Genomic DNA, 21449 nt, shown 5'->3' on the forward strand with positions numbered 1-21449 from the left:
GCGGTGAGATAGGCGCCATTGCCGTGTGCAAAGCCGGGCCGGAGAGCCGGGCATTCAATAAGAACAAATGGAGGCGCCATGTACGCCGATTACCTCCCCAGGCTAGAACCCTTCCTCAGGACCGGTGCGTTTTGTCGTCAGACAGTCACGCAACGTGTTGACCCCTGCGCGTCTGTAGGGGTATACAATGCGCCGCGTTTTAACTGTGACCCCAATGCGTACCGCGCACTCTTGCTGACACCCGGCTGATTCGCCCACGGCTTATGCCCTGGACGGGCAGCAGTTGGCCAAGATCCTCAAGGTAATCACCTTGTTAATTCCGCTGCGCCACGAGCGCGGTGGGTCCGATTCCGTCACAGATAAAAACAAGCAGGTGACTTCGTTCATGAGTGGACAAAACACGCATTCAGGCGAGCTGAAACGCGGCCTGAAAAATCGCCATATCCAGTTGATCGCCCTGGGCGGTGCAATCGGTACCGGGCTGTTCCTGGGTTCGGCCGGGGTGATGAAGTCGGCGGGCCCGTCGATGATCCTCGGCTATGCGATCTGTGGCTTCATTGCCTTCATGATCATGCGCCAGCTCGGCGAGATGATCGTCGAAGAGCCGGTAGCCGGCTCCTTCAGTCACTTCGCGCACAAATACTGGGGCGGTTTTGCCGGCTTCCTGTCGGGCTGGAACTGCTGGGTGCTGTACATCCTGGTGGGCATGTCGGAGCTCACCGCCGTCGGCAAGTACGTGCACTACTGGTGGCCGGAGATCCCGACCTGGGCCTCGGCGGCTGCTTTCTTCATCCTCATCAACGCGATCAACCTGGCCAACGTCAAGGTGTTCGGCGAGGCCGAGTTCTGGTTCGCGATCATCAAGGTCCTGGCCATTGTCGGCATGATCGCCCTGGGCAGCTGGATGCTGGCCAGCGGTAGCGGCGGCCCGCAAGCTTCGGTGAGCAACCTGTGGGAACACGGCGGCTTCTTCCCCAATGGCGTCAGCGGCCTGGTCATGGCCCTGGCGATCATCATGTTCTCCTTCGGCGGCCTGGAAATGCTCGGTTTCACCGCTGCTGAAGCCGACAAGCCGAAGACTGTGATCCCCAAAGCGATCAACCAGGTGATCTACCGCATCCTGATTTTCTACATCGGTGCCCTGGTCGTGCTGCTGTCGCTGACCCCATGGGACAGCCTGGTCACCAGCCTCGATGCCGCCGGTGGAACCTACGGCGCCAGCCCGTTCGTGCAAGTGTTCTCGCTGCTGGGCAGTGATGTTGCTGCGCACATCCTCAACTTCGTGGTGCTGACCGCGGCGCTGTCGGTGTACAACAGCGGTACCTACTGCAACGCCCGTATGCTCTACGGCATGGCCGAACAGGGCGATGCCCCGGCGGGCCTGGCGAAGATCGACAAGCGCGGTGTGCCGGTGCGTTCGATCCTGGCTTCGGCAGCGGTGACCCTGGTCGCGGTGCTGCTCAACTACTTCATCCCGCAGCACGCGCTGGAGCTGCTGATGTCGCTGGTAGTGGCCGCCCTGGTGATCAACTGGGCGATGATCAGCTACTCGCACCTGAAGTTCCGCCAGCACCTGAACAAGACCGGCCAGACCCCGCTGTTCAAGGCGCTGTGGTACCCCTATGGCAACTACATCTGCCTGGCCTTCGTGGTGCTGATCCTGGGCATCATGCTGCAGATCCCGGGCATCCAGATCTCCGTCTACGCGATTCCGGTCTGGCTGCTGGTGATGGTGGTCTGCTACAGCCTGAAAACCAACCGCAGCAAAGCGGCGGCAGCGGCTACCCCGGCCTCGCTCAAGCGCTGATTCACACGGTTGAAAAAACGCCCCGGTTATCCGGGGCGTTTTCGTTTACAGGTAAATGATCTCGATCGTCGCCGAGCCGTCGAGGTGGATGTCCTGGCGGTTGTCCAGTTCGCTGGTGGCGGCGATCACCGGCATGATGTTGATTGGCGTGCTCAGGTGGCGGATGGCGATCGGGCCGTTGCTGTTGTTCTCGACATCATTGAAGCCGAGCAGGGTAGTGGTGGTCAGCGCTTTGCTGGTGCTGCCTGCGGTGCTCCAGCCGGTGCCGCGGGTCGACTGGGTGAGGTACACCGCCGGCAACTGGTCGGCGCTGATGTGCAACGGGTCGATCTGCACCTCGTACAGGCCGATTTTGTTCTCGCTGGCATCGCGGCCCAAACCGTAGAAATTCAGCGAATCGACCACCGCCGTGCCGTCGCGGTTGTCCTGCATCAGCAGGGCATAGCGCGCCGGGCTGTCGCACTGGATCGACAGGTTCAGCTGGCGCGTGGGCAGGCGCGTGCGCTTGTCGCTGTTAAGGCTCTGCAGGCTGATCTTGCCGTAGTCCACCACCCCGCCCTGGGACAGCAATGGCGTGCAGGCCGCTGGCTGGATCTGCCATTGCAAGGCCAGTTCGGCAGTGCTGCCGGAGGCCGGGGCAGCGAACTGCCCGCTGCTGCGCAATGAGGTCGACTCGCGCACTTCGAAAGCCTTGGCAGACAGCTCGGCTTCGAACACCAGGGTCAGATTCAGGCTGCGGCCTTGCACGGCTTTGCCGGCCCGGACCGGGACCATGCCGCTACGCGGCTGCCAGCCCAGCGAGGCGCTGGCCGGGCCCGGCACGGCGCCGGTTTGTTCGATCCGGGCCAGGTCAACGCGTTCGCCGTCGACCACGGCATCGGCGGCACGTATTCGGTAGTGCCCGCCAGCGGCGAGTTCGAAGCGCTCGCCGTCCAGGGCATTGGCTGTATAGAACACACTCAGGTCGGTGCTTTCGCTGCAGCTCAGGGTCAACTGCGCGGATTTCTCCGGCAGTGCCAGGCCTGGGCTGCCGGGCTGCAGGCGGCTGCGGTCGAGGGTGCCATAGTCCAGCGGCGTCGGCGTGATCTGTAATCGGCATTCATTGGCGAAGGCTGTCAGCGGCAGGCCGCAGAGAAGGAGCATTGCAAGCTGGGGTTTGTACCGGGTGTTCATGATTTGACGCATCCTCACCAAAGCGGTGTATGGAAGGACGACACAAGGTGTAGCTGCCGTCTGGCGTCATGTCGTCGCGAAGGGGGGTCAACTGCAGGTGCGTTGGGCCTGGGTGTAGTAGCTGTCGCTGCTGGCGCCGGTATCCGGGTCGAGGGTGACGCGGCATTCGCGGGCCTGGTGGTCGCTGATGATCAGGTGGCCGATGTCGGCGCTGTTGTCGATGAACACCAGCCCGCCCGGTTGCACCAGGTTGATGAAGCGGCCGCGATCGTCGAACACCGACGCGCCGCTGGGCAATGGCTGGCCGCTGCTGTCGAGCAAAGTCAGCAGTACCCGGCGGACACTCCAGGCGCGCAAGCTCAGGCGCGGCACCGCGCCGCGAGTGGCGCGCAGTACGCCGGCGCCCTGGTCGACGTTGATGTGGGTCGGCAGGCTCTGGGTGTCGACCTCGACCGGGCTTTTGCCATAGGCGGTGAGCGAGGCCACCACCGCGTTGCCGGCATGATCGGTCCACACCGGGCCGCTCGGGGTGCTGGCCTTGACGCCGGGGGTGTCGGTGACCGAGAGGATCGCGAAGGTATCGCGGATCGGGTAGGGCGAGGGGGTGATCCCGGCCCCATGCACGGCGATGCCGCCGCGCAGGCCGAGGTTGTAGTTGCTGTTGTCGCCGTCGCCGCTGTAGTTCAGGTCCAGCTGGGTGTAGCGCGGTAATGCCGAAAGACCGGCGCTGGCCAGGGTGCTGGAATCGCCGGAACGATGTTCGGCGCCCAGACGATAGCCAAGGCTGTCACTGACCTGCTCGTTGTAAGCCACCGTGCTGGTGGTACTGCTGTCGTTATGGCGCACGCTGCTGCGCAGGCGCCGGCGACCATCCAGGGGGATGCTGGCACTGAAATACACGGCGTCATCGTTGTAGCCGTCGCTGCTGCTCAGGGCTTTTTCCACCGTCGCCGAGAGTGTGACACCGCCGTAGCTGTTGCCCCAGGACAAAAACAGCCGTTGCGTGCTGTCGTGCTCGTAGTAGGTGCTTTGCGTGTATCCCAGGTTGAGGCTGCCCAGGGCGCGGCTGGCCCAACGCAGGCTGGTGCTGAACTGGTCGCGGTAGCTGGAGGCGAACTGATCATTGTCGCGGTAGGTGCTGTCGAGCAGTTCGCGGTAGCCGCGGCTGCGGTGGTTGGCGGCCACCAGGCTGCTCCATTGCTCGTGCATTTGCCAGTTGAGCTGGCCGCCCAGTTGCGCGCCCTGTTGATCGAGGCTGCTGGCTTGCGCGCCGATGGCAAACACCTCGGTGCTGAGCTGCGGCGTGAGCGCGGTGCCGAGGCTGGCGCCAAGGCTGCGATAGCCCTGGGCGAGGATCAGGCCGCTGCTGATGACCGAGGTATTGCCCAGGGCGCCAGACTGACCCAGGCTCACCACCGCCGGGTCGTCGCTGCCATGGCCATGGCTGCGCACCACGCCGGCGCCGACGCTGTAGCCGCTTTGCGGGCGGGCGCTGGCGGCGAGGCTGGCCGGTACGCGAAAGCGCCGTTGCTCGCCATTGGTTTCGATCACCGTCACTTCCAGGTCCGAACGCGAGGTGATGCGCGGGATGTTGGTGAGGGTGAAGGGCCCGGGCTGTACCACGGTGCTGTACAGCAAGGCGCCGTTCTGGTGCACCTCGACCCGCGCCTGGCTGTTGGCGATACCCTGCACGCTGGCGTTGTCGAGCTGCGAGAGCAGGCCATACTCCGGCGTGAGCTGCGCGCCAATGATCTGCGCGCCGTTGAGCACCGGGTTGACCAGGCTGATCTCGCCGGCCTGGAACAGGCTGCGGTGCTGGGCGAAGCTGCGTTGCACATAGGTGTCGAGCATTTCGCTGCGCATCTTGCCATCGAAGCGGCTGTGCACCTGGCGGCTGCGCAGGATCCAGTTGTCCAGGTTCAGGCCCAGTTCGGTATTGGCCGCGGCATAACGGCTGGACTGGCCATCGTAGCGGTTGAACGAGCTGAAAATGTCGTAGTTCAACAACCCGGCAATGCCGCCCTGGCTGTAGTCGTCGGACAATTGCCGCTCGTCCAGCAGCGCCTGGTCCGGTACGAACAGTCGCACCTGGTGCTGACCGGGTTGCAGTTCGACCTGGGCTTGGGGGAACGCTGTGGCCAAGGCCAGGCAGTCCGGATCGGCAGGCTGCTCCTGGGCATCCAGGGTGGTGGACCACTCGGCGGGTTGGCGCAGCCCGGCGAAGGCCAGCAAGGGATTATCGACGCACAGGCTGCCATCCTCGCCGAAACGCGCCTGGGTGGTGCCCTTGTCGCGGCCGTTGACGCTCAAACTGATCTGCTGACGCCCTGGCGGGAAGCGGGTTTGCCGGCCAAACAGGGCGGCCAGCTTGGGGTCGATACCGCGCTGGCGCAGGACCTCCTGGTCGAACACGCTGTGCCCGGGCGCTGCGGCTTCATTGGCGGCTCGCGCCGGTTTGAAGGTCTCAAGCCCCAGCAGGGTCAGGCACAGGCCCAGTATCAGTTGCTCGCGTGGTCGCGGTTTGCCAATGGCATTGTCGATGACCTTCACAGGATGCGTGCCTCGTATGGATCGACCGCAAAGCCATAGACCGTGGCCGGCTGAAAGCGCACGGTGTTGGCCGCAGCGGCGGCATCAGGCAAGTCGAGGGTGATGGTTTGATTGGCCAGCAGGTAGGTGCGGCCAAGGTCCAGGGCGTGCTGGCCGGGCAACAGTTTCAGCTCCTGGGCCAGGCGCACCACGTAGGGGGTGTTGTTCTCCACCCGCAGTTGCTTGCCGTCGATGCGCCAGGTCAGGCCTTTCCACGGTTCGCTGTTGCGCGCCAGGCCCTTGGGATGGAGGATCACCGGCAGGTTCTGGCGCACGCCGAAGTTGACCCGCATGGCCCCGGGATCGCCCGCTGCGGTTTCGCGGATACCTTCGAAGATCACCCGGCGCAAGCGTTGGGTCTGCAACTGTTCCTTGCCGACGTAGTGGAAGATCACCTGTTGTTCTTTGCCGGCTTCGACCCGCGCCACCGTGGGCTGCACCACCAGCAGGTTGTCGGTGTCTTCGCTCGGGTTTTCGATAAATACCGCCAGCAGGGCGGCATGCGGATCGGTGTTGGTGACCACGAAGTCGCTGCCGTTGGCGCGGGCTTCTTCAACGATCACCACCGAGGTTCTGGGCACCATACCGTCGGCGTGTGCCTGCATCAGGGGTAGGGTGCAGATAAAAATCGCAGGCAGCAGGCCGCCGGCAAAGGATTTGCACGCAATAGTCATGGTTGTAATGTTCTTGTGCGGCGTCGGGCGCAGCTCCCCTTGAGTTGCATCCGGCAAGCTCATGGCGGGGGAGTGCACTGGCCGTGGGTCATGGCCGGGGTGCGAGGGTTCCCTGTTCGCGCCCCTTGGGATCTGCGGTCAGAGGTAGAACACTTCAATGGTAGAACTGCCATCGATAGGGATCGTGCCGGTGACGGTCAGGCTTTTCTTGATGTAGCCCCGAAGGTCCATCAGCAGGCTCACATTTCTGGCGGGGTCGGGGCGTAGTTGTATCGATTTGGCGATCCCTGCGCGAAAGCCCGGTGTTTTGCCGGTATCGGCCAGACTGCCTCGGTCGTCACCTAGTCCGCTCCAGGAATGACCGCCATCGTCTGAGTAGAAGTTGTACCCCTGCTCACCATCGATCAGGGTATTTTCGAATTCCCACGACATCATGTAAGAGCCGAAGCTTTCGCCCTCGTGCATGCCCAGGCCAAAGCGATAGTTTCGCGGATCAGTGGCATCTCGTCGATTATCATTGGCAGCCAGGGCAAAGGTGGTAGGGCCGTCGCAATCGATCGAGAGGCTCAGGGTTTTAGCCGGAAGCTTGTACTCGGTTGGCCCTTCTTCCAGATTGGACAAGGCAATGTTTCCGTAATCGACCACGCCACCATTGCCCAGGGTAGGGGTGCAGGCTGTCGGGGTAATGGTGCCGGTCACAGTGAGTTCGGCAGTGGAGGCCATGGCGTTGGCAGTGGCCAGGCTCATAAGTGCGGCAAGGCTCAGTACGGACTTTTTCACAGTACGGTCCTTCAAGTTCTGTAGGGTGCAAGTGTCCTGTCTCGCGAGCGCGGTTCCCCCGTCCTGCTGTCCAGCAGGCAGGGGAACGCCATTCGGCGATCAGGGGCCTTTTGTATCAGTTGGATAGCGGCCGTTGCCTTACAGGTACTTGACTTCGAGGGTGGCGCTGCCGTCGAGCTCCATGGCCCCGTTCAGGGTCAGGTCTTTGTTGATGAAACCACCGACAATCATGGTCAGGTTGACGCTGGTCGCTGGAGCCGGCCCCAGTTCGCTGCCGGTGGTGGAGAAGCCCACCAGGTGGGACGGCGCACGTCCGGCGTCATACAGAACGCCGTCGAGGATATTGCTCCAGGTGTTGCCGTTGTCGTGAGATTCAATGGTATAGCCCTGGGTGCCATCAATCACGAGGGTTTCATAGTTCCACTTCATCGCGAAGTGACCAATGGCCTGGTCTTGATGGGTTCCCAGCCCGAACAGCCAGGGGTTGGCCGGGCTGCTGTCGCGGCGGTTGTCGTTGGCGATCAGGGCAAAGGCGGCCGGTGCGCTGCATTCGATGGAGAAACTCAAGGTTTTATTGGGCAGCTGGTAGCCAGCAGAAGTTTCTTCAAGCTCGGTCAATGCCAGCGAGCCGTACTCCACCTGCCCACCATTGCTCAGGGTGGGGGTGCAAGCGGCCGGCGTAATGGTTCCGGACACGGTCAGGTCGGTGGTGGCTGCCATGGCGTTGGCAGTGGTCAGGCTTATCAGCACGGCAAGGGACAATACGGACTTTTTCACAACGGTTTTCCTTTTAAGTGTTGGTGTTGGGTATTGCGATGTGACCCGTTTCGCGAGCGCAGTTGTCTGTTCCCTGTCGGACTTGCCAGGGAAAAACGTCGGGCGTTCGGCGGGTTCTAGTAATTACTTGTAACGCGTGGGCGTTCTGTTACCCGCTAGAGGTACTGCAACTCGATGGTCATGTGCCCATCGAGCAGCGCCTCATCGACATGGGTCATGTCGTTGCGCAGCCAGCCGGCCACGTCCAGTCGCAGGTTGAGGACTTCGGCTGCGCTGGGGCTGGTCTGCCCCCGCAGAGCAAAGCCCAGGCGTGACTCGGGCTTGTCACCCAGGTGCTCGAAGCCGCTGCCTGGGACTTTCACCCAGGTGCTGCCGCTGTCTTCGGAATACAGGGTGTCGGCCGGCAGGTTGTCGAGGGTGGCGCCGTTGTCGGGCCAGGTCGCGCTGTAGAAGCCGATGGCCTCTCCGCCGCTGGTAGTGCCCAGGCCAAACGCCTTGGGCAGGGGGATCGAGCTGCTGTCGCGACGGTTGCCGGTGGCTACCAGGGCAAAGCGGGTGGCACGGTCACAGATGACGCTGAAGGTCAGGCTGCGCGGCGCCAGGACCGAGTGGTCGGGGATGCCGGGCTGCGGAGTGAGATCGGGCATGCTGATGTTGCCGAAATCGACTTGGCCATTGCTGGAGAGCGACGGCGTACAAGCTGCAGGAGTGATGGTGCCGCTGATATTGACGTCGGTACTGCTGGCATGGGCGCCAGCACTGACAAAGGTCAGCAGTGCGGTCAGGGTGCACAAAGGCTTGGTGTTCATTATTCGGTCCTTTGAAAATGAATGAACCTCCGTGCCGTGGTTGGTCTTAGGGTGGGGCCGGCAGCGGATGGCTCGTCAGGCGCGCTGGGCATGCCTGCTGTACCAGTTACCAGGGCGAGCCCTGATCCTGTGTCATCCGTGACGATTTTTCACACGTTTTGGCTAGACGATAGAACGTGCGAATGTTTGGTTTTATGTGCTTTGCTTGGCCTTGCCCAGGAGTAAACAGCGGGGGCATAGTGCTCGGCAAGGCTGTCTGTGTTGTTCGGATGCCGATTATGCCCAAAAAAATGTTCGTGTAAAGGGGTTTTGATTGAAAAATTGTGCAACAACTGCACCGAAATCGGCACAAAGCGGTGAACGATTGCGTCAGGAGCGTACCCGCCTGGGCCTTCGCCAGGATGATTTCGCCCAGCTTGGCGGGGTCAACCGCAATACCCAGGGCAGCTATGAAAAAGGCGAGCGCAACCCGGATGCGGCGTATCTGGCGGCGGTCGCCGGGGTTGGTGTCGATGTGCGCTACGTGATCACCGGTGTGCGCACGATCGATGATGGCGCTTCGTTGAATGAACCGGAGCAGCGATTGCTGGCTCAGTACCGATCACTGGCTATCGCTGACCAAGAAGTTGTGCATAGAATTGTCGGGGCCATGCACGACGCGAAGGGTAGTGGCGTATAGCTATTATCTCAATTTTCCTACGAAACGCTCGGAACGGTCCTGGTGGGTCCGCAGGGAATTGCTCGTAACGTCGATGCATTCAGTCTCGCTAGGGAAGGGTGATCATGTCGGAGCATAAAACCTGCGCATTCAACACGGAAAGTAAGGCTTCGCCTGTGCAACGCTTGAGTGAAGTCGAAAACGAGCTGCTGATTTTGTTTCGCCAGTTGTCCCCGGTGGACCAGGGCTGCGTACAGCGTGTAGCCCAGGTGCTGTGCCTGGGAGCGCAAGAAGCTGAGCGGGGACGCTGCCGAATACCTGAGTCGGCCTGAATGTTTGATCAAAGGATGTGTGATGTTGCAGTTATCCAACGCGGTGCAGATCCCGGACGACGAGATCGAGTTGACTGCCATCCGCGCCCAGGGCGCCGGCGGGCAGAACGTCAACAAGGTCTCCAGCGCCGTGCACCTGCGTTTCGACACCCAGGCTTCGTCATTGCCGCCGTTCTACAAGGAGCGTCTGCTGGCGCTGAGCGACAGCCGCATTACCCGGGACGGGGTGATCATCATCAAGGCCCAGCAGTATCGAACCCAGGAGCAGAACCGCGCCGATGCCCTGGAGCGCCTGCGCGAACTGATTCTCTCGGCGACCAAAGTGGAAAAGGCGCGGCGCCCGACCCGGCCGACCCTGGGCTCGAAAACCCGGCGCCTGGACACCAAGAGCAAGCGCGGCGTCATCAAGGCCGGGCGCGGCAAGATCGATTACTGAGACAAATGCCGCGGCGGTTGCAGGCGGGCCTGGCGGTACAGATACAGGCTCAATAGCAGGCCGCAGAACGAGGCGCCGGCGGCAAAGACAAAGATCGAGGCAAAGCCGAAGCCGGCGGCAATTGCCCCGGCCAACGGGCCGGTGATGCCCAGCGACAGGTCAATGAACAGCGAATAGGCGCCCACGGCCGCCCCGCGGTTGGAGGCGGATACCAGGTTCACCGCTTCGACCCCCAGGGCCGGAAACACCAGCGAGAAACCAAAGCCGCTCAACGCCGCACCGGCCAGGGCCAGCTCGGCGCTCGGTGCCTGCCAGAGCAACAGCAGGCCGAGGGTTTCTACCGACAGGCAGGCGATCGCCACCCGGTACCCGCCTATGCGATTGATCAGATTGCCAAACAGCAGTCGCGCGCCAATGAAGCAGGCGCCGAACAGGCTCAGGCACAGGGCCGCGTTGTTCCAGTTGTGGCTGGCATAGTACAGGGTGACGAAGGTGGCGATGGTGCCAAAGCCGATCGAGCCCAGGGCCAGCCCTGAGCCATGGCCGAATATCCGCCCGAGCACGTGCAGGAACGGCAGGCGTTCACCCGCCACTACCGGGGCGGCGGTTTTCGGCCAGGCCAGCGCCAGACCCAGTACGCACAGCAGTAAAATGCTGGCGCCCATGCTCCACAGGCCGAAGCGTTGCACCAGTTCCACGCCCAGCGGCGCGCCGATGGCCAGCGCGCCGTAACTGGCGATGCCGTTCCAGGAGATTACCTTGGCGGTGTGTTGCGCGCCGACCCGGCCAATGCCCCAGCCAATGGAGCCCGAACCCACCAGGCTTTCGGCACTGCCCAGCACCAGGCGCCCGACCAGCAAGCTGGCCAGGCTTAGCCAGGGCGCATGTTGCAGCCACGCCGAAAGCAGCATGAACACGCCGCTCAAGCCGCAACCGGCCAGGCCATAGAGCACCGCGCGCTTGCTGCCCAGGTTATCGATGAGGCGGCTGGCGTAGGGGCGGCTGAGCAGAGTGGCCAGGTACTGCACGCTGATCACCAGGCCCGCGACTACGGCGCCGAAGCCCAGGTCGTTGTGCACATAGCCAGGCAAAACGGCCAGAGGAATGCCGATGTTCAGGTAGCCGATGAAGGTAAACAGGACGATGGAGACGACTTGCAGGGTGACCGCAAGGGGGCGCGGTGAGTCGGGCATGTGCGGGCTTTCGTAAAGGGGAATTCTTGACGGTGTGAAAACGTGTTGACGGGGTGGTCCCTGCATCAGCCGTTTTCACACAGTCTGATCGTTGCGCGAGTTATTCCTGGTCGGCGCTGGAAGTTTCGTCGCCGTCGTATTCAGCCTGGGCTGGTTCGGCGCTGTGAGTGGCAGGAGTCTGCTCTTCTGGGTTCAGGCTTGGGAAGGGAAGATTCGGGATTTCATGCATCTCGTCGTTCCTCGCAAGTGTGTGGAAAGGCTGCGCAAGGCGCGCATGGGCTTGTGAAAGCCTGTGCAGGATACAGGAGTCTGAATGACAGTATGAATTTTCCTGCCGATTGGTGTTGAAGGTCGGCGGATCTTCCGGGGCTGTTGCGCAGCCGATCGCTGGCAAGCCAGCTCCCACAAGGTCCGGTGTATGCATGACCTGTGGGAGCTGGCTTGCCAGCGATGCTTTTAGCGACAGACGTCGGCGATGGCCGCAGCCAGTGCCTCAAGGCGTGCCGCATCGGCGCCGGCGATGTTCGCCCGGCCAGTACCAACCATGTACACGCTGTGGCGCTCACGCAGTTGCTTGACCTGCTCCGGTGACAAGCCGGTGTAGGAGAACATCCCGCGTTGCTCGGCGATGTGCGCGAAACGTTCGCTCAGGCCGTGGGGCGCCAGGGCCTCGACCAGACCGACCCGCAGCTCGGCAATGCGCTGGCGCATGGCCTCGACTTCTTCGACCCACAGGCGCTTGAGGTCGGCGTCGCCAAGAATCTGCGCCACTACCGCCGCGCCATGATCCGGTGGTGTCGACCACAGGTTGCGCGCCAGTAATGCCAGTTGACTACGCACATCCAGCAGCTTGTCGGCATCGTGGCTGCACACCAGCAGAGCGCCGGTGCGGTCGCGATAGAGGCCGAAGTTCTTCGAGCAGGAACTGGTAATCAGCAGCTCAGGCAGTTCGGCGGCGAACAGCCGTACCGCCCAGGCGTCTTCTTCCAGACCATCGCCAAAGCCCTGGTAGGCGAAGTCGATCAACGGCAGCAACTCACGGCGGCGCACCACCTCGAGCACGGCGCGCCAGTCGTCCTGGCTCAGGTCGAATCCGGTCGGGTTGTGGCAGCAGGCGTGCAGCAACACTACGTCGCCCTTGGGCGCAACTTCCAGGGCGGCCAGCATCCCGGCGACGTTCAGACGGTTGTCGGTGCCGACATAGGGATAGTGGCTGACCTTGAGGCCGGCGCCGGCGAAGATGGTTTCGTGGATTGGCCAGGTCGGATCACTCAGCCAGATACCGCGGCCCGGCAGGCAGTGTTCGATGAACTCCGCCGCCAGGCGCAGGGCACCGGTGCCGCCCGGGGTCTGGGTGGCGCCGGCGCGCTGCTGGCTGAGCAGCGACGAATCACTGCCCAGTACCAGTTCGCTGATCAGTCGGCCAAATGCCGCATCGCCATGACCGCCGACGTAGCTCTTGCTTGCCTGTTGCTCAAGCAGGCGCTGTTCAGCCTGTTTGACCGCGGCCGGAATCGGCGTCAGGCCCTGGGCATCCTTGAACACGCCGACACCGAGGTCGAACTTGTTCGGGTTGCTGTCCTTGGCATACGCCTCCATCAGCCCGAGGATCGGATCGCCGGGTACGCGCCCGATGGCGCCGAAGTGCATTACTTGCGGCCTTCTGCGGTGCTGGCGACCTCGTCGGTGCGCGCGGCCATGATGAAGTCGTTACGGTGCAGGCCCTTGATCGAGTGGCTCCACCAGGTCACGGTGACTTTGCCCCATTCGGTCAGCAGGCCTGGGTGATGGCCTTCGGCTTCGGAGATTTCGCCAACGGCGTTGGTGAAGGCCAGGGCGTGCTTGAAATTCTTGAACAGGAAAACTTTTTCCAGCTGCATGATGCCGTCACGGACTTCGATGTTCCAATCCGGGATCTGCTTGATCAGTACCGGCAGTTCTTCGTCGCTGACCTGTGGAGCATCGGCACGGCAGGCTTCGCAGTGGGCTTGGTTCAAGGCGTTCATAAGGTTTTCCGCAAGTGGTTTGTTATTGGTTTGCAAGGTCGCTCAGGCGGCGACCTTGGGTGGAAATTTCGGTGCGTGCAGGCCCATCTTCATTGCCGTGTGGACCATGCCCATGATGTCTTCGTGGGCCAGGTCGAACAGGCGCTTGAGGTTGGGCAGGGCGAAGTACAGCGGCTGCAGGATATCAATGCGGTACGGCGTGCGCATGGCTTCCAGCGGATCGAACGCCTGGTGCTCGGGCTCGCCGGACAGGCTGTAGACGGTCTCTTTCGGTGAAGAAAGAATGCCGCCGCCGTAGATCTTGCGGCCTTGCGGGGTGTCGACCAGGCCAAACTCGATGGTCATCCAGTAGAGGCGGGCGAGGTACACGCGCTCTTCCTTGGTGGCCTGCAGGCCGAGCTTGCCATAGGTGTGGGTGAATTCGGCGAACCAGGGGTTGGTCAGCAGCGGGCAATGGCCGAAGATCTCGTGGAAAATGTCCGGCTCTTGCAGGTAGTCGAGTTCTTCTTCGGTACGAATGAAGGTGGCTACCGGAAAGCGCTTGCTGGCCAGCAGTTCGAAAAAGGTCTGGAAGGGGATCAGGGCAGGTACCCGGGCAACTTGCCAGCCGGTGGTGGCGCCCAGCACCTTGTTGATCTCACCCAGCTGCGGGATACGGTCGTGAGGCAGGCCCAGCTGTTCGATGCCGTCCAGGTATTCCTGGCACGCGCGGCCTTCGATCACCTTCAATTGACGGGTAATCAGGGTGTTCCACACCGCGTGTTCCTGCTGCGGGTAGTCGATAAAACCCTGCGCATCGGGCTCGCGAGCCACGTATTGCGTCTGTTTCATGCTGCTCTCCTGCTGAGGGCCATTCTTGTTATGTGTTCAAGCCATTGCCCTAGTGATAACCCGCATTGGTCCGGTTTGCAGCGTCCTGACGGCAGCTTCGCGCTTGAACTGCCTCGGATTTTGTAACGATAACTTTACGAAATAGCCGGAATCCCGAAAAAACGGGTGCTTTAATCCTTGAAACTGCGGTTATCTGTCACATAATCTTTACGACTATTCTTCGGTCGCTGCAAAAACTTGCTTGCCGTGGCGCTTACCAGACCTTCTTGTAGGACATTTCATGCGTATTAAAGTGCATTGCCAGAACCGCATCGGCATCCTGCGCGACATTCTCAACCTGCTGGTGGAGTACGGCATCAACGTCGCCCGCGGTGAGGTCGGTGGCGAGCATGGCAATGCCATCTATCTGCACTGCCCGAACCTGATCAACCTGCAGTTCCAGGCCCTGCGGCCGAAATTCGAATCGATCGCCGGGGTGTTCGGGGTCAAGCGCGTCGGCCTGATGCCCAGCGAGCGTCGGCACATGGAGCTCAATGCCTTGCTTGGCGCGCTGGATTTCCCGGTGCTGTCGATCGACATGGGCGGCTCCATTGTGGCTGCCAACCGCGCTGCGGCGCAGCTGCTCGGGGTGCGTGTCGACGAGGTGCCGGGCATTCCGCTGTCGCGTTATGCCGAGGATTTCGACCTGCCGGAGCTGGTGCGGGCGAACAAGTCGCGTATCAACGGCCTGCGGGTCAAGGTCAAGGGCGATGTGTTCCTCGCTGATATTGCGCCGCTGCAGTCCGAGCACGACGACAGCGAAGCCCTGGCCGGTGCGGTGTTGACTCTGCACCGCGCCGACCGCATAGGCGAGCGCATCTATAACGTGCGCAAGCAGGAGTTGCGTGGCTTCGACAGCATCTTCCAGAGTTCGCGGGTGATGGCTGCGGTGGTGCGCGAAGCGCGGCGCATGGCGCCGCTGGATGCACCATTGCTGATCGAAGGCGAGACCGGCACCGGCAAGGAGTTGCTGGCCCGTGCCTGTCACCTGGCCAGCCCCCGTGGCCAGGCGCCGTTGATGGCGCTCAACTGCGCCGGCTTGCCCGAGTCCATGGCCGAGACCGAACTGTTCGGTTACGGCCCGGGGGCGTTTGAAGGCGCGCGGGCCGAGGGCAAGCTGGGGCTGCTGGAACTGACGGCAGGCGGCACGCTGTTCCTCGATGGCGTCGGTGAGATGAGTCCTCGCCTGCAGGTAAAACTGCTGCGTTTTCTGCAGGACGGCTGCTTTCGTCGGGTAGGCAGTGATGAAGAGGTGTACCTGGATGTGCGGGTCATCTGTGCCACCCAGGTCGATCTGTCCGAGTTGTGCGCCCGTGGCGAATTCCGCCAGGACCTTTACCACCGCCTCAACGTGCTGTCGCTGCATATTCCGCCGCTGCGCGAATGCCTGGACGGCTTGCCGCCGCTGGTCGAGCACTTTCTTGACCAGGCCAGCCGGCAGATCGGTTGCCCGCTGCCCAAGCTTGCGCCAGCGGCCATGGAGCGTTTGAGCCAGTACCACTGGCCGGGCAACGTGCGGCAACTGGAGAACGTGCTGTTTCAGGCCGTGTCGCTATGTGACGGCGGGGTGGTCAAGACTGAACATATTCGCCTGCCGGACTACGGCGGCCGGCAACCCTTGGGCGAGTTTTCCCTTGAGGGCGACCTGGGGCAAATAGTCGGGCGTTTCGAGAAGGCAGTACTGGAGCGCTTGATGAGCGAATTTCCCAGCAGTCGGGCGCTGGGTAAACGCTTGGGAGTTTCCCACACCACGATTGCCAACAAGTTGCGTGAACATGCAGTCGGCAAATCGGATTAATTAATCTGGCGTTAATAAAGTATGGGTAATACAGGCAGGTTATTAGTTGCAGGTGTACTGTCCAAATAGTGCAGCGCGCCTCGTTGAATGCCAACCGAGGCGCTGCAGGCGGTCAACCCGTTGGATCAACCGTTCGAGCACCCGTTACCCATCACCCGGTACTCGAGAATGTGGCGCTTGCCCTGGGAGTCTTCGTAGGTCATGCGCGCTGGGACCACTTCGCAGACATTCGGCACTTCGCTCATGGAAATGACCTTGGCGATGTCCAGATGTTGCGAGTAACTGTACTGTTCAACCGGAATCTGCTCGGCGCCGCCATTTGCAACTTCGTCGGCCATCGCCACGCTGCAAAGACTACCCAGTGCCAATACCAGTAAAGCTTTCATCTTCATTTTTACCTGTCTAAGGTCGTAAGGGGGCACGCAGCGCTTGTGGCGCCGCGTGTACAGCAGGATCAACTATCACGATTATTTGCCGATTAACTTCCCTTCGTGGGGGGCTACAAGAAAGTTAATCGTGGTGCCGTTGCTGGCGAGGTGAATTCTAGGAGTGCGGCCTGCGCTTAAACAGCCACGGTTTTGATAAACACTGTTGGCAGAAACTGTAACAATCGCCTGGCAGACTGCCGGGTAATTTTATTTTTTCGCCGTGCAGGCCCGACCTTGAGCCTTCGCGGTTTGTCGCAGGGAGAAAAGACCAGGGCGTTACTACCAACGTCGAATGGCCGGCGCAGTCTGGTACAGTTACAACGAGGTCATACAAAAACAACTATTACACCGAGGTAACAAAGATGAGTGCGGCTCCCCTGTATCCCGTTCGTCCCGAGGTTGCGGCCAAGACGTTGACCGACGAGGCGACCTACAAGGCCATGTACCAGCAGTCGGTGATCAACCCGGACGGCTTCTGGCGCGAGCAGGCTCAGCGCCTCGACTGGATCAAGCCTTTCACCAAGGTCAAGCAGACCTCCTTCGACGACCACCATGTCGATATCAAATGGTTTGCTGACGGCACTCTGAACGTTTCCTACAACTGCCTGGACCGCCATCTGGCCGAGCGCGGCGATCAAGTCGCGATCATCTGGGAAGGCGACGACCCCTCCGAACACCGCAACATCACCTACCGTGAACTGCACGAGCAAGTGTGCAAGTTCGCCAACGCCCTGCGTGGCCAGGATGTGCACCGCGGTGACGTGGTCACCATCTATATGCCGATGATCCCCGAGGCCGTGGTCGCCATGCTGGCGTGCGCCCGCATCGGTGCGATCCACTCGGTGGTGTTCGGCGGCTTCTCGCCCGAGGCACTGGCCGGGCGCATCATCGACTGCAAGTCAAAGATCGTCATCACCGCTGACGAAGGTCTGCGTGGCGGTCGTCGCACCGCACTCAAAGCCAACGTCGACCTGGCCCTGACCAACCCCGAAACCAGCAGCGTGCAGAAGATCATCGTCTGCAAGCGCACCGGTGGCGACATCGCCTGGCACCAGCACCGCGACATCTGGTACGAAGACCTGATGAAGGTTGCCTCCAGCCACTGCGCGCCGAAGGAAATGGGCGCCGAAGAAGCGCTGTTTATCCTCTACACCTCCGGCTCCACCGGCAAGCCCAAGGGCGTGCTGCACACCACCGGCGGCTACATGGTCTACGCCGCGCTGACCCATGAACGGGTGTTCGACTACCGTCCGGGCGAAGTCTACTGGTGCACCGCCGACGTCGGCTGGGTCACCGGCCACAGCTACATCGTCTACGGCCCGCTGGCCAACGGCGCGACCACCGTGCTGTTCGAAGGCGTGCCGAACTATCCGGACATCACCCGCGTGTCGAAGATCATCGACAAGCACAAGGTCAACATCCTCTACACCGCGCCGACCGCCATCCGCGCGATGATGGCTGAAGGTCAGGCTGCCGTCGCCGGTGCCGATGGTTCCAGCCTGCGCCTGCTGGGCTCGGTGGGCGAGCCGATCAACCCGGAAGCCTGGAACTGGTACTACCACACTGTCGGCAAGGAGCGTTGCCCGATCGTCGACACCTGGTGGCAGACCGAAACCGGGGGCGTGCTGATCAGCCCGCTGCCAGGCGCTACCGCGCTCAAGCCGGGTTCGGCGACCCGTCCGTTCTTTGGTGTGGTGCCGGCCCTTGTGGATAACCTTGGCAACCTGATCGAAGGCGCCGCCGAAGGCAACCTGGTGATCCTCGATTCCTGGCCGGGCCAGTCGCGCTCGCTGTACGGTGACCACGACCGCTTCGTCGACACCTACTTCAAGACTTTCCGCGGCATGTACTTCACGGGTGACGGTGCCCGTCGCGACGAAGACGGCTACTACTGGATCACTGGTCGCGTCGATGACGTGCTCAACGTCTCCGGCCACCGCATGGGCACCGCCGAGATCGAAAGTGCCATGGTCGCCCACCCGAAAGTCGCCGAGGCCGCAGTGGTTGGCGTACCGCACGACATCAAGGGGCAGGGCATCTATGTCTACGTCACCCTCAATGGCGGCGTCGAGCCAACCGAGCAACTGCGCCTGGAGCTGAAGAACTGGGTGCGCAAGGAAATCGGCCCGATTGCCTCGCCGGATGTCATCCAGTGGGCGCCCGGCCTGCCGAAAACCCGCTCGGGCAAGATCATGCGCCGCATCCTGCGCAAGATCGCCACGGCCGAGTACGACGGCCTGGGTGATATCTCGACCCTGGCCGATCCGGGTGTGGTGCAGCACCTGATCGATACCCACAAGGACATGAGCAAGGCTTCGGCCTAAAGGTATCGCGGGGCAAGCCCGCTCCTACACAGCGATCGGGTCCACGCAAAGCCCTGCCGGGTTACTCCGGCGGGGCTTTGCGCTTTCTGTTACTTCGACAATCATCGGTAACCCTTCTGTCACCGCTTTCGCACAAAAGCGGGGCATTGCGAAACGCCACCGTACGTTTTCAGGGCATTTCAGCCACCCGTTTTCGCCTGCTGAAACGCTGCGCTTGCCGGATTAGAAGGCTTTGCCAATAATAGGCCCGCTTATTGCTTCATTGATTGGTTATTTGTCTTTTGCTTTTGCATATTCCGTGAAAGCTGTCAATATCTGCGCCCCCGCGTTCCTGCGCTTCTGTAACTAGTTGTCGCATTGAAGAAATATCGGCTTCGGAGCTGTCGTTAAAATGCCGATCACTCGCTCGTCGCGTCTGCTTCAATGCCGACCCTGCGCAGCTCGCGTTGTACCCATTCGCATATCGGGCAGTTCTCAACCCTGCCTCGTATTGCCCTTTACCGATGGAGTTCCAGATGAAGAAACTCGCACTGCTTGGCGCCCTGGCGCTGTCCGTGTTTTCCCTGGCAGCGCTGGCTGATGAGAAACCGTTGAAAATCGGGATCGAGGCCGCCTACCCACCGTTCGCTTTCAAGCAGCCTGATGGCAGCATCGCCGGCTTCGACTACGACATCGGTAATGCCCTGTGCGAAGAAATGAAGGCCAAGTGCACCTGGGTCGAGCAAGAGTTCGATGGCCTGATCCCGGCGCTGAAAGTGCGCAAGATCGACGCCATCCTGTCGTCCATGTCGATCACCGACGATCGCAAGAAGTCCGTGGACTTCACCGGCAAGTACTACCTGACCCCGGCACGCCTGGTGATGAAGGAAGGTACTGCGGTCAGCGAAGGCCTGACTGAGCTCAAGGGCAAGAAGATCGGCGTGCAGCGCGGCTCGATCCACGATCGCTTCGCCAAGGAAGTGTTCGGTGCGCAAGGCGCCACCATCGTTCCTTACGGCACCCAGAACGAAATCTACCTGGACGTCGCCGCTGGCCGTCTGGATGGCACCGTCGCCGATGCTACGCTGTTGGAAGACGGTTTCCTGAAGACTGACGCCGGTAAAGGCTTCGCCTTCGTTGGCCCATCGTTCACCGACGCCAAGTACTTCGGTGACGGCATCGGTATTGCCGTGCGCAAAGGCGACAAGGCCAACCTGGATCGCATCAACGCTGCCATCGCGGCCATTCGTGCCAACGGCAAGTACAAGCAGATTCAGGACAAGTACTTCAACTTCGACATCTACGGCCCAGACGCCAAGTAAATCGTCGACGTTTCACCTGTTCAATGGTGCAAGCAGCAGAGACTCTGAGGTTTGCACCATTTTTTCATCCCTAAGGTCGAGGACCTCATCATGTTGAAAGGCTACGGGGCAGTCATCCTCGACGGAGCGTGGCTGACGCTACAGCTCGCCTTGTCGTCCATGGCCCTGGCCATCGTGCTCGGTCTGATCGGTGTGGCGCTGCGTTTGTCGCCAGTGCGCTGGCTGGCCTGGCTCGGCGATCTGTATTCCACCGTGATCCGCGGGATTCCCGATCTGGTTTTGATCCTGCTGATCTTCTACGGCGGCCAGGATCTGCTCAATCGCGTCGCGCCGCTACTGGGCTTTGACGACTACATCGACCTCAATCCGCTGATGGCGGGTATCGGCACCTTGGGCTTCATCTTTGGTGCCTATCTGTCGGAAACCTTCCGCGGGGCGTTCATGGCCATTCCCAAGGGGCAGGCCGAAGCCGGCATGGCCTATGGCATGAGCAGCCTGCAAGTGTTCTTCCGGGTGCTGGTGCCGCAGATGATTCGCCTGGCGATCCCCGGCTTCACCAACAACTGGCTGGTCCTGACCAAGGCAACCGCACTGATTTCGGTAGTGGGCCTGCAGGACATGATGTTCAAGGCCAAGCAGGCGGCCGATGCCACCCGCGAACCTTTCACCTTCTTCCTGGCGGTAGCGGCGCTGTACCTGGTGATCACCAGTGTTTCGCTGCTGGCCCTGCGTTACCTCGAGAAGCGCTACTCGGTTGGCGTAAAGGCGGCTGATCTATGATTTTCGACTACAACGTCATCTGGGAAGCGCTGCCGCTGTACCTGAGCGGCCTGCTGACCACCCTCAAGCTGCTGGCGCTGTCGCTGCTGTTCGGTTTGCTGGCGGCGATCCCGCTGGGCCTGATGCGGGTCTCCAAGCAGCCTTTGGTGAACATGAGCGCCTGGCTCTATACCTACGTGATCCGCGGCACGCCGATGCTGGTGCAGCTGTTTCTGATCTACTACGGCCTGGCCCAGTTCGAAGCGGTGCGTGAAAGCTTCCTCTGGCCGTGGCTGTCCAGTGCAACCTTCTGTGCCTGCCTGGCCTTTGCCATCAACACCAGCGCCTATACCGCCGAGATCATCGCCGGCAGCCTCAAGGCTACGCCCCATGGCGAGATCGAGGCGGCCAAGGCCATGGGCATGTCGCGGGTCAAGATGTACCGCCGCATCCTCCTGCCATCGGCCCTGCGCCGGGCGCTGCCGCAGTACAGCAACGAAGTGATCATGATGCTGCAGACCACCAGCCTGGCGTCGATCGTCACCCTGATCGACATCACCGGTGCGGCGCGCACGGTCAACGCCCAGTACTACCTGCCGTTCGAGGCCTACATCACGGCCGGCGTGTTCTACCTGTGCCTGACCTTCATTCTGGTGCGCCTGTTCAAGCTGGCTGAGCGCCGCTGGCTGGGCTACCTGGCGCCGCGCAAGCACTGACGGCCTGCGCCCACTTTTT

20 protein-coding genes are annotated in these 21449 nt (G+C 61.6%); 8 read left to right on the forward strand and 12 right to left on the reverse strand.

The features are described 5' to 3' along the window. Window positions 1-385: 385 nt before the first annotated feature. Window positions 386-1807, forward strand: a complete 1422-nt coding sequence (locus UB48_RS19690) for an amino acid permease (RefSeq protein ID WP_045200547.1) — start codon at window positions 386-388, stop codon at window positions 1805-1807. Between the two features lie 45 nt (window positions 1808-1852). Here UB48_RS19690 and UB48_RS19695 read toward each other — a convergent pair whose 3' ends face one another. From UB48_RS19695 to UB48_RS19720, 6 genes are all read right to left on the reverse strand, one after another. Continuing rightward, the gene (locus UB48_RS19695; RefSeq protein ID WP_045200127.1) at window positions 1853-2980 is read right to left on the reverse strand and encodes a DUF1120 domain-containing protein; all 1128 of its coding nucleotides are present in this window, start codon (window positions 2978-2980) and stop codon (window positions 1853-1855) included. Window positions 2981-3067: 87 nt separating this feature from the next. Beyond that, window positions 3068-5530 carry a fimbria/pilus outer membrane usher protein gene (locus UB48_RS19700; RefSeq protein WP_052676545.1) on the reverse strand — a complete coding sequence of 821 codons (2463 nt, stop codon included), beginning with the start codon at window positions 5528-5530 and terminating at the stop codon, window positions 3068-3070. Beyond that, window positions 5527-6243, reverse strand: a complete 717-nt coding sequence (locus UB48_RS19705; RefSeq protein WP_082075481.1) for a fimbria/pilus chaperone family protein — start codon at window positions 6241-6243, stop codon at window positions 5527-5529. Before UB48_RS19705 ends, UB48_RS19700 begins: the two co-directional genes overlap by 4 nt. A 138-nt stretch (window positions 6244-6381) precedes the next feature. Next, complete coding sequence (locus UB48_RS19710) at window positions 6382-7023, reverse strand: DUF1120 domain-containing protein (protein WP_045200128.1); 642 nt, start codon at window positions 7021-7023, stop codon at window positions 6382-6384. 138 nt (window positions 7024-7161) lie between these two features. Further along, entirely contained in the window at window positions 7162-7800 is a 639-nt protein-coding gene (locus tag UB48_RS19715; RefSeq protein ID WP_045200130.1) for a DUF1120 domain-containing protein, read from the reverse strand. Window positions 7801-7955: 155 nt separating this feature from the next. Next, window positions 7956-8609 (reverse strand): DUF1120 domain-containing protein, encoded by a 654-nt coding sequence (locus UB48_RS19720; protein WP_045200132.1) that lies wholly within the window; start codon window positions 8607-8609, stop codon window positions 7956-7958. 364 nt (window positions 8610-8973) lie between these two features. Between UB48_RS19720 and UB48_RS19725 the strand changes: the two genes are divergently transcribed. Continuing rightward, the gene (locus UB48_RS19725; RefSeq protein WP_045200134.1) at window positions 8974-9288 is read left to right on the forward strand and encodes a helix-turn-helix domain-containing protein; all 315 of its coding nucleotides are present in this window, start codon (window positions 8974-8976) and stop codon (window positions 9286-9288) included. Window positions 9289-9621: 333 nt separating this feature from the next. Further along, window positions 9622-10035, forward strand: coding sequence for an alternative ribosome rescue aminoacyl-tRNA hydrolase ArfB (gene arfB / locus UB48_RS19730; protein WP_045200136.1), 414 nt, complete (start codon window positions 9622-9624; stop codon window positions 10033-10035). Here the strand turns inward: arfB and UB48_RS19735 are convergent. The 5 genes from UB48_RS19735 to phhA form a co-directional block, all read right to left on the reverse strand. Further along, window positions 10029-11228 (reverse strand): MFS transporter, encoded by a 1200-nt coding sequence (locus UB48_RS19735; protein ID WP_045200137.1) that lies wholly within the window; start codon window positions 11226-11228, stop codon window positions 10029-10031. The two genes, arfB and UB48_RS19735, sit on opposite strands and share 7 nt — an antisense overlap. Window positions 11229-11328: 100 nt before the next feature. Beyond that, window positions 11329-11622 carry a hypothetical protein gene (locus tag UB48_RS27755; protein WP_156160224.1) on the reverse strand — a complete coding sequence of 98 codons (294 nt, stop codon included), beginning with the start codon at window positions 11620-11622 and terminating at the stop codon, window positions 11329-11331. Between the two features lie 62 nt (window positions 11623-11684). Next, on the reverse strand, window positions 11685-12878 hold the full coding sequence (locus tag UB48_RS19740; protein ID WP_045200140.1) for an amino acid aminotransferase: 1194 nt from the start codon (window positions 12876-12878) through the stop codon (window positions 11685-11687). Continuing rightward, on the reverse strand, window positions 12878-13234 hold the full coding sequence (locus UB48_RS19745) for a 4a-hydroxytetrahydrobiopterin dehydratase (RefSeq protein ID WP_036994257.1): 357 nt from the start codon (window positions 13232-13234) through the stop codon (window positions 12878-12880). The genes UB48_RS19740 and UB48_RS19745 overlap by 1 nt, the downstream gene beginning before the upstream one ends. A 42-nt stretch (window positions 13235-13276) precedes the next feature. After that, a complete protein-coding gene (gene phhA, locus UB48_RS19750) occupies window positions 13277-14065 on the reverse strand; it encodes a phenylalanine 4-monooxygenase (protein WP_045200144.1) in 789 nt (262 codons plus the stop codon). A gap of 280 nt (window positions 14066-14345) precedes the next feature. Here phhA and UB48_RS19755 point away from each other — a divergent pair, with 280 nt between their 5' ends. Further along, window positions 14346-15902 (forward strand): sigma-54-dependent phenylalanine hydroxylase transcriptional regulator PhhR, encoded by a 1557-nt coding sequence (locus tag UB48_RS19755; RefSeq protein WP_045200146.1) that lies wholly within the window; start codon window positions 14346-14348, stop codon window positions 15900-15902. 125 nt (window positions 15903-16027) lie between these two features. On the opposite strand, the gene UB48_RS19760 is transcribed toward UB48_RS19755, so the two are convergent. Further along, window positions 16028-16288, reverse strand: a complete 261-nt coding sequence (locus UB48_RS19760; RefSeq protein ID WP_045200148.1) for a DUF2790 domain-containing protein — start codon at window positions 16286-16288, stop codon at window positions 16028-16030. A gap of 404 nt (window positions 16289-16692) precedes the next feature. Here UB48_RS19760 and acs point away from each other — a divergent pair, with 404 nt between their 5' ends. The 4 genes from acs to UB48_RS19780 all read left to right on the forward strand — a co-directional run bounded on the left by acs (window position 16693) and on the right by UB48_RS19780 (window position 21430). Further along, on the forward strand, window positions 16693-18654 hold the full coding sequence (acs, locus tag UB48_RS19765) for an acetate--CoA ligase (protein ID WP_045200150.1): 1962 nt from the start codon (window positions 16693-16695) through the stop codon (window positions 18652-18654). Between the two features lie 515 nt (window positions 18655-19169). Then, window positions 19170-19955, forward strand: a complete 786-nt coding sequence (locus UB48_RS19770) for an ABC transporter substrate-binding protein (RefSeq protein WP_045200152.1) — start codon at window positions 19170-19172, stop codon at window positions 19953-19955. Between the two features lie 90 nt (window positions 19956-20045). Then, the gene (locus UB48_RS19775) at window positions 20046-20735 is read left to right on the forward strand and encodes an ABC transporter permease (protein ID WP_045200553.1); all 690 of its coding nucleotides are present in this window, start codon (window positions 20046-20048) and stop codon (window positions 20733-20735) included. Next, window positions 20732-21430 carry an ABC transporter permease gene (locus UB48_RS19780; RefSeq protein WP_045200154.1) on the forward strand — a complete coding sequence of 233 codons (699 nt, stop codon included), beginning with the start codon at window positions 20732-20734 and terminating at the stop codon, window positions 21428-21430. Before UB48_RS19775 ends, UB48_RS19780 begins: the two co-directional genes overlap by 4 nt. Window positions 21431-21449: the final 19 nt, after the last annotated feature.

Source organism: Pseudomonas sp. 2(2015) (assembly GCF_000955865.1).
Taxonomy (GTDB): domain Bacteria; phylum Pseudomonadota; class Gammaproteobacteria; order Pseudomonadales; family Pseudomonadaceae; genus Aquipseudomonas.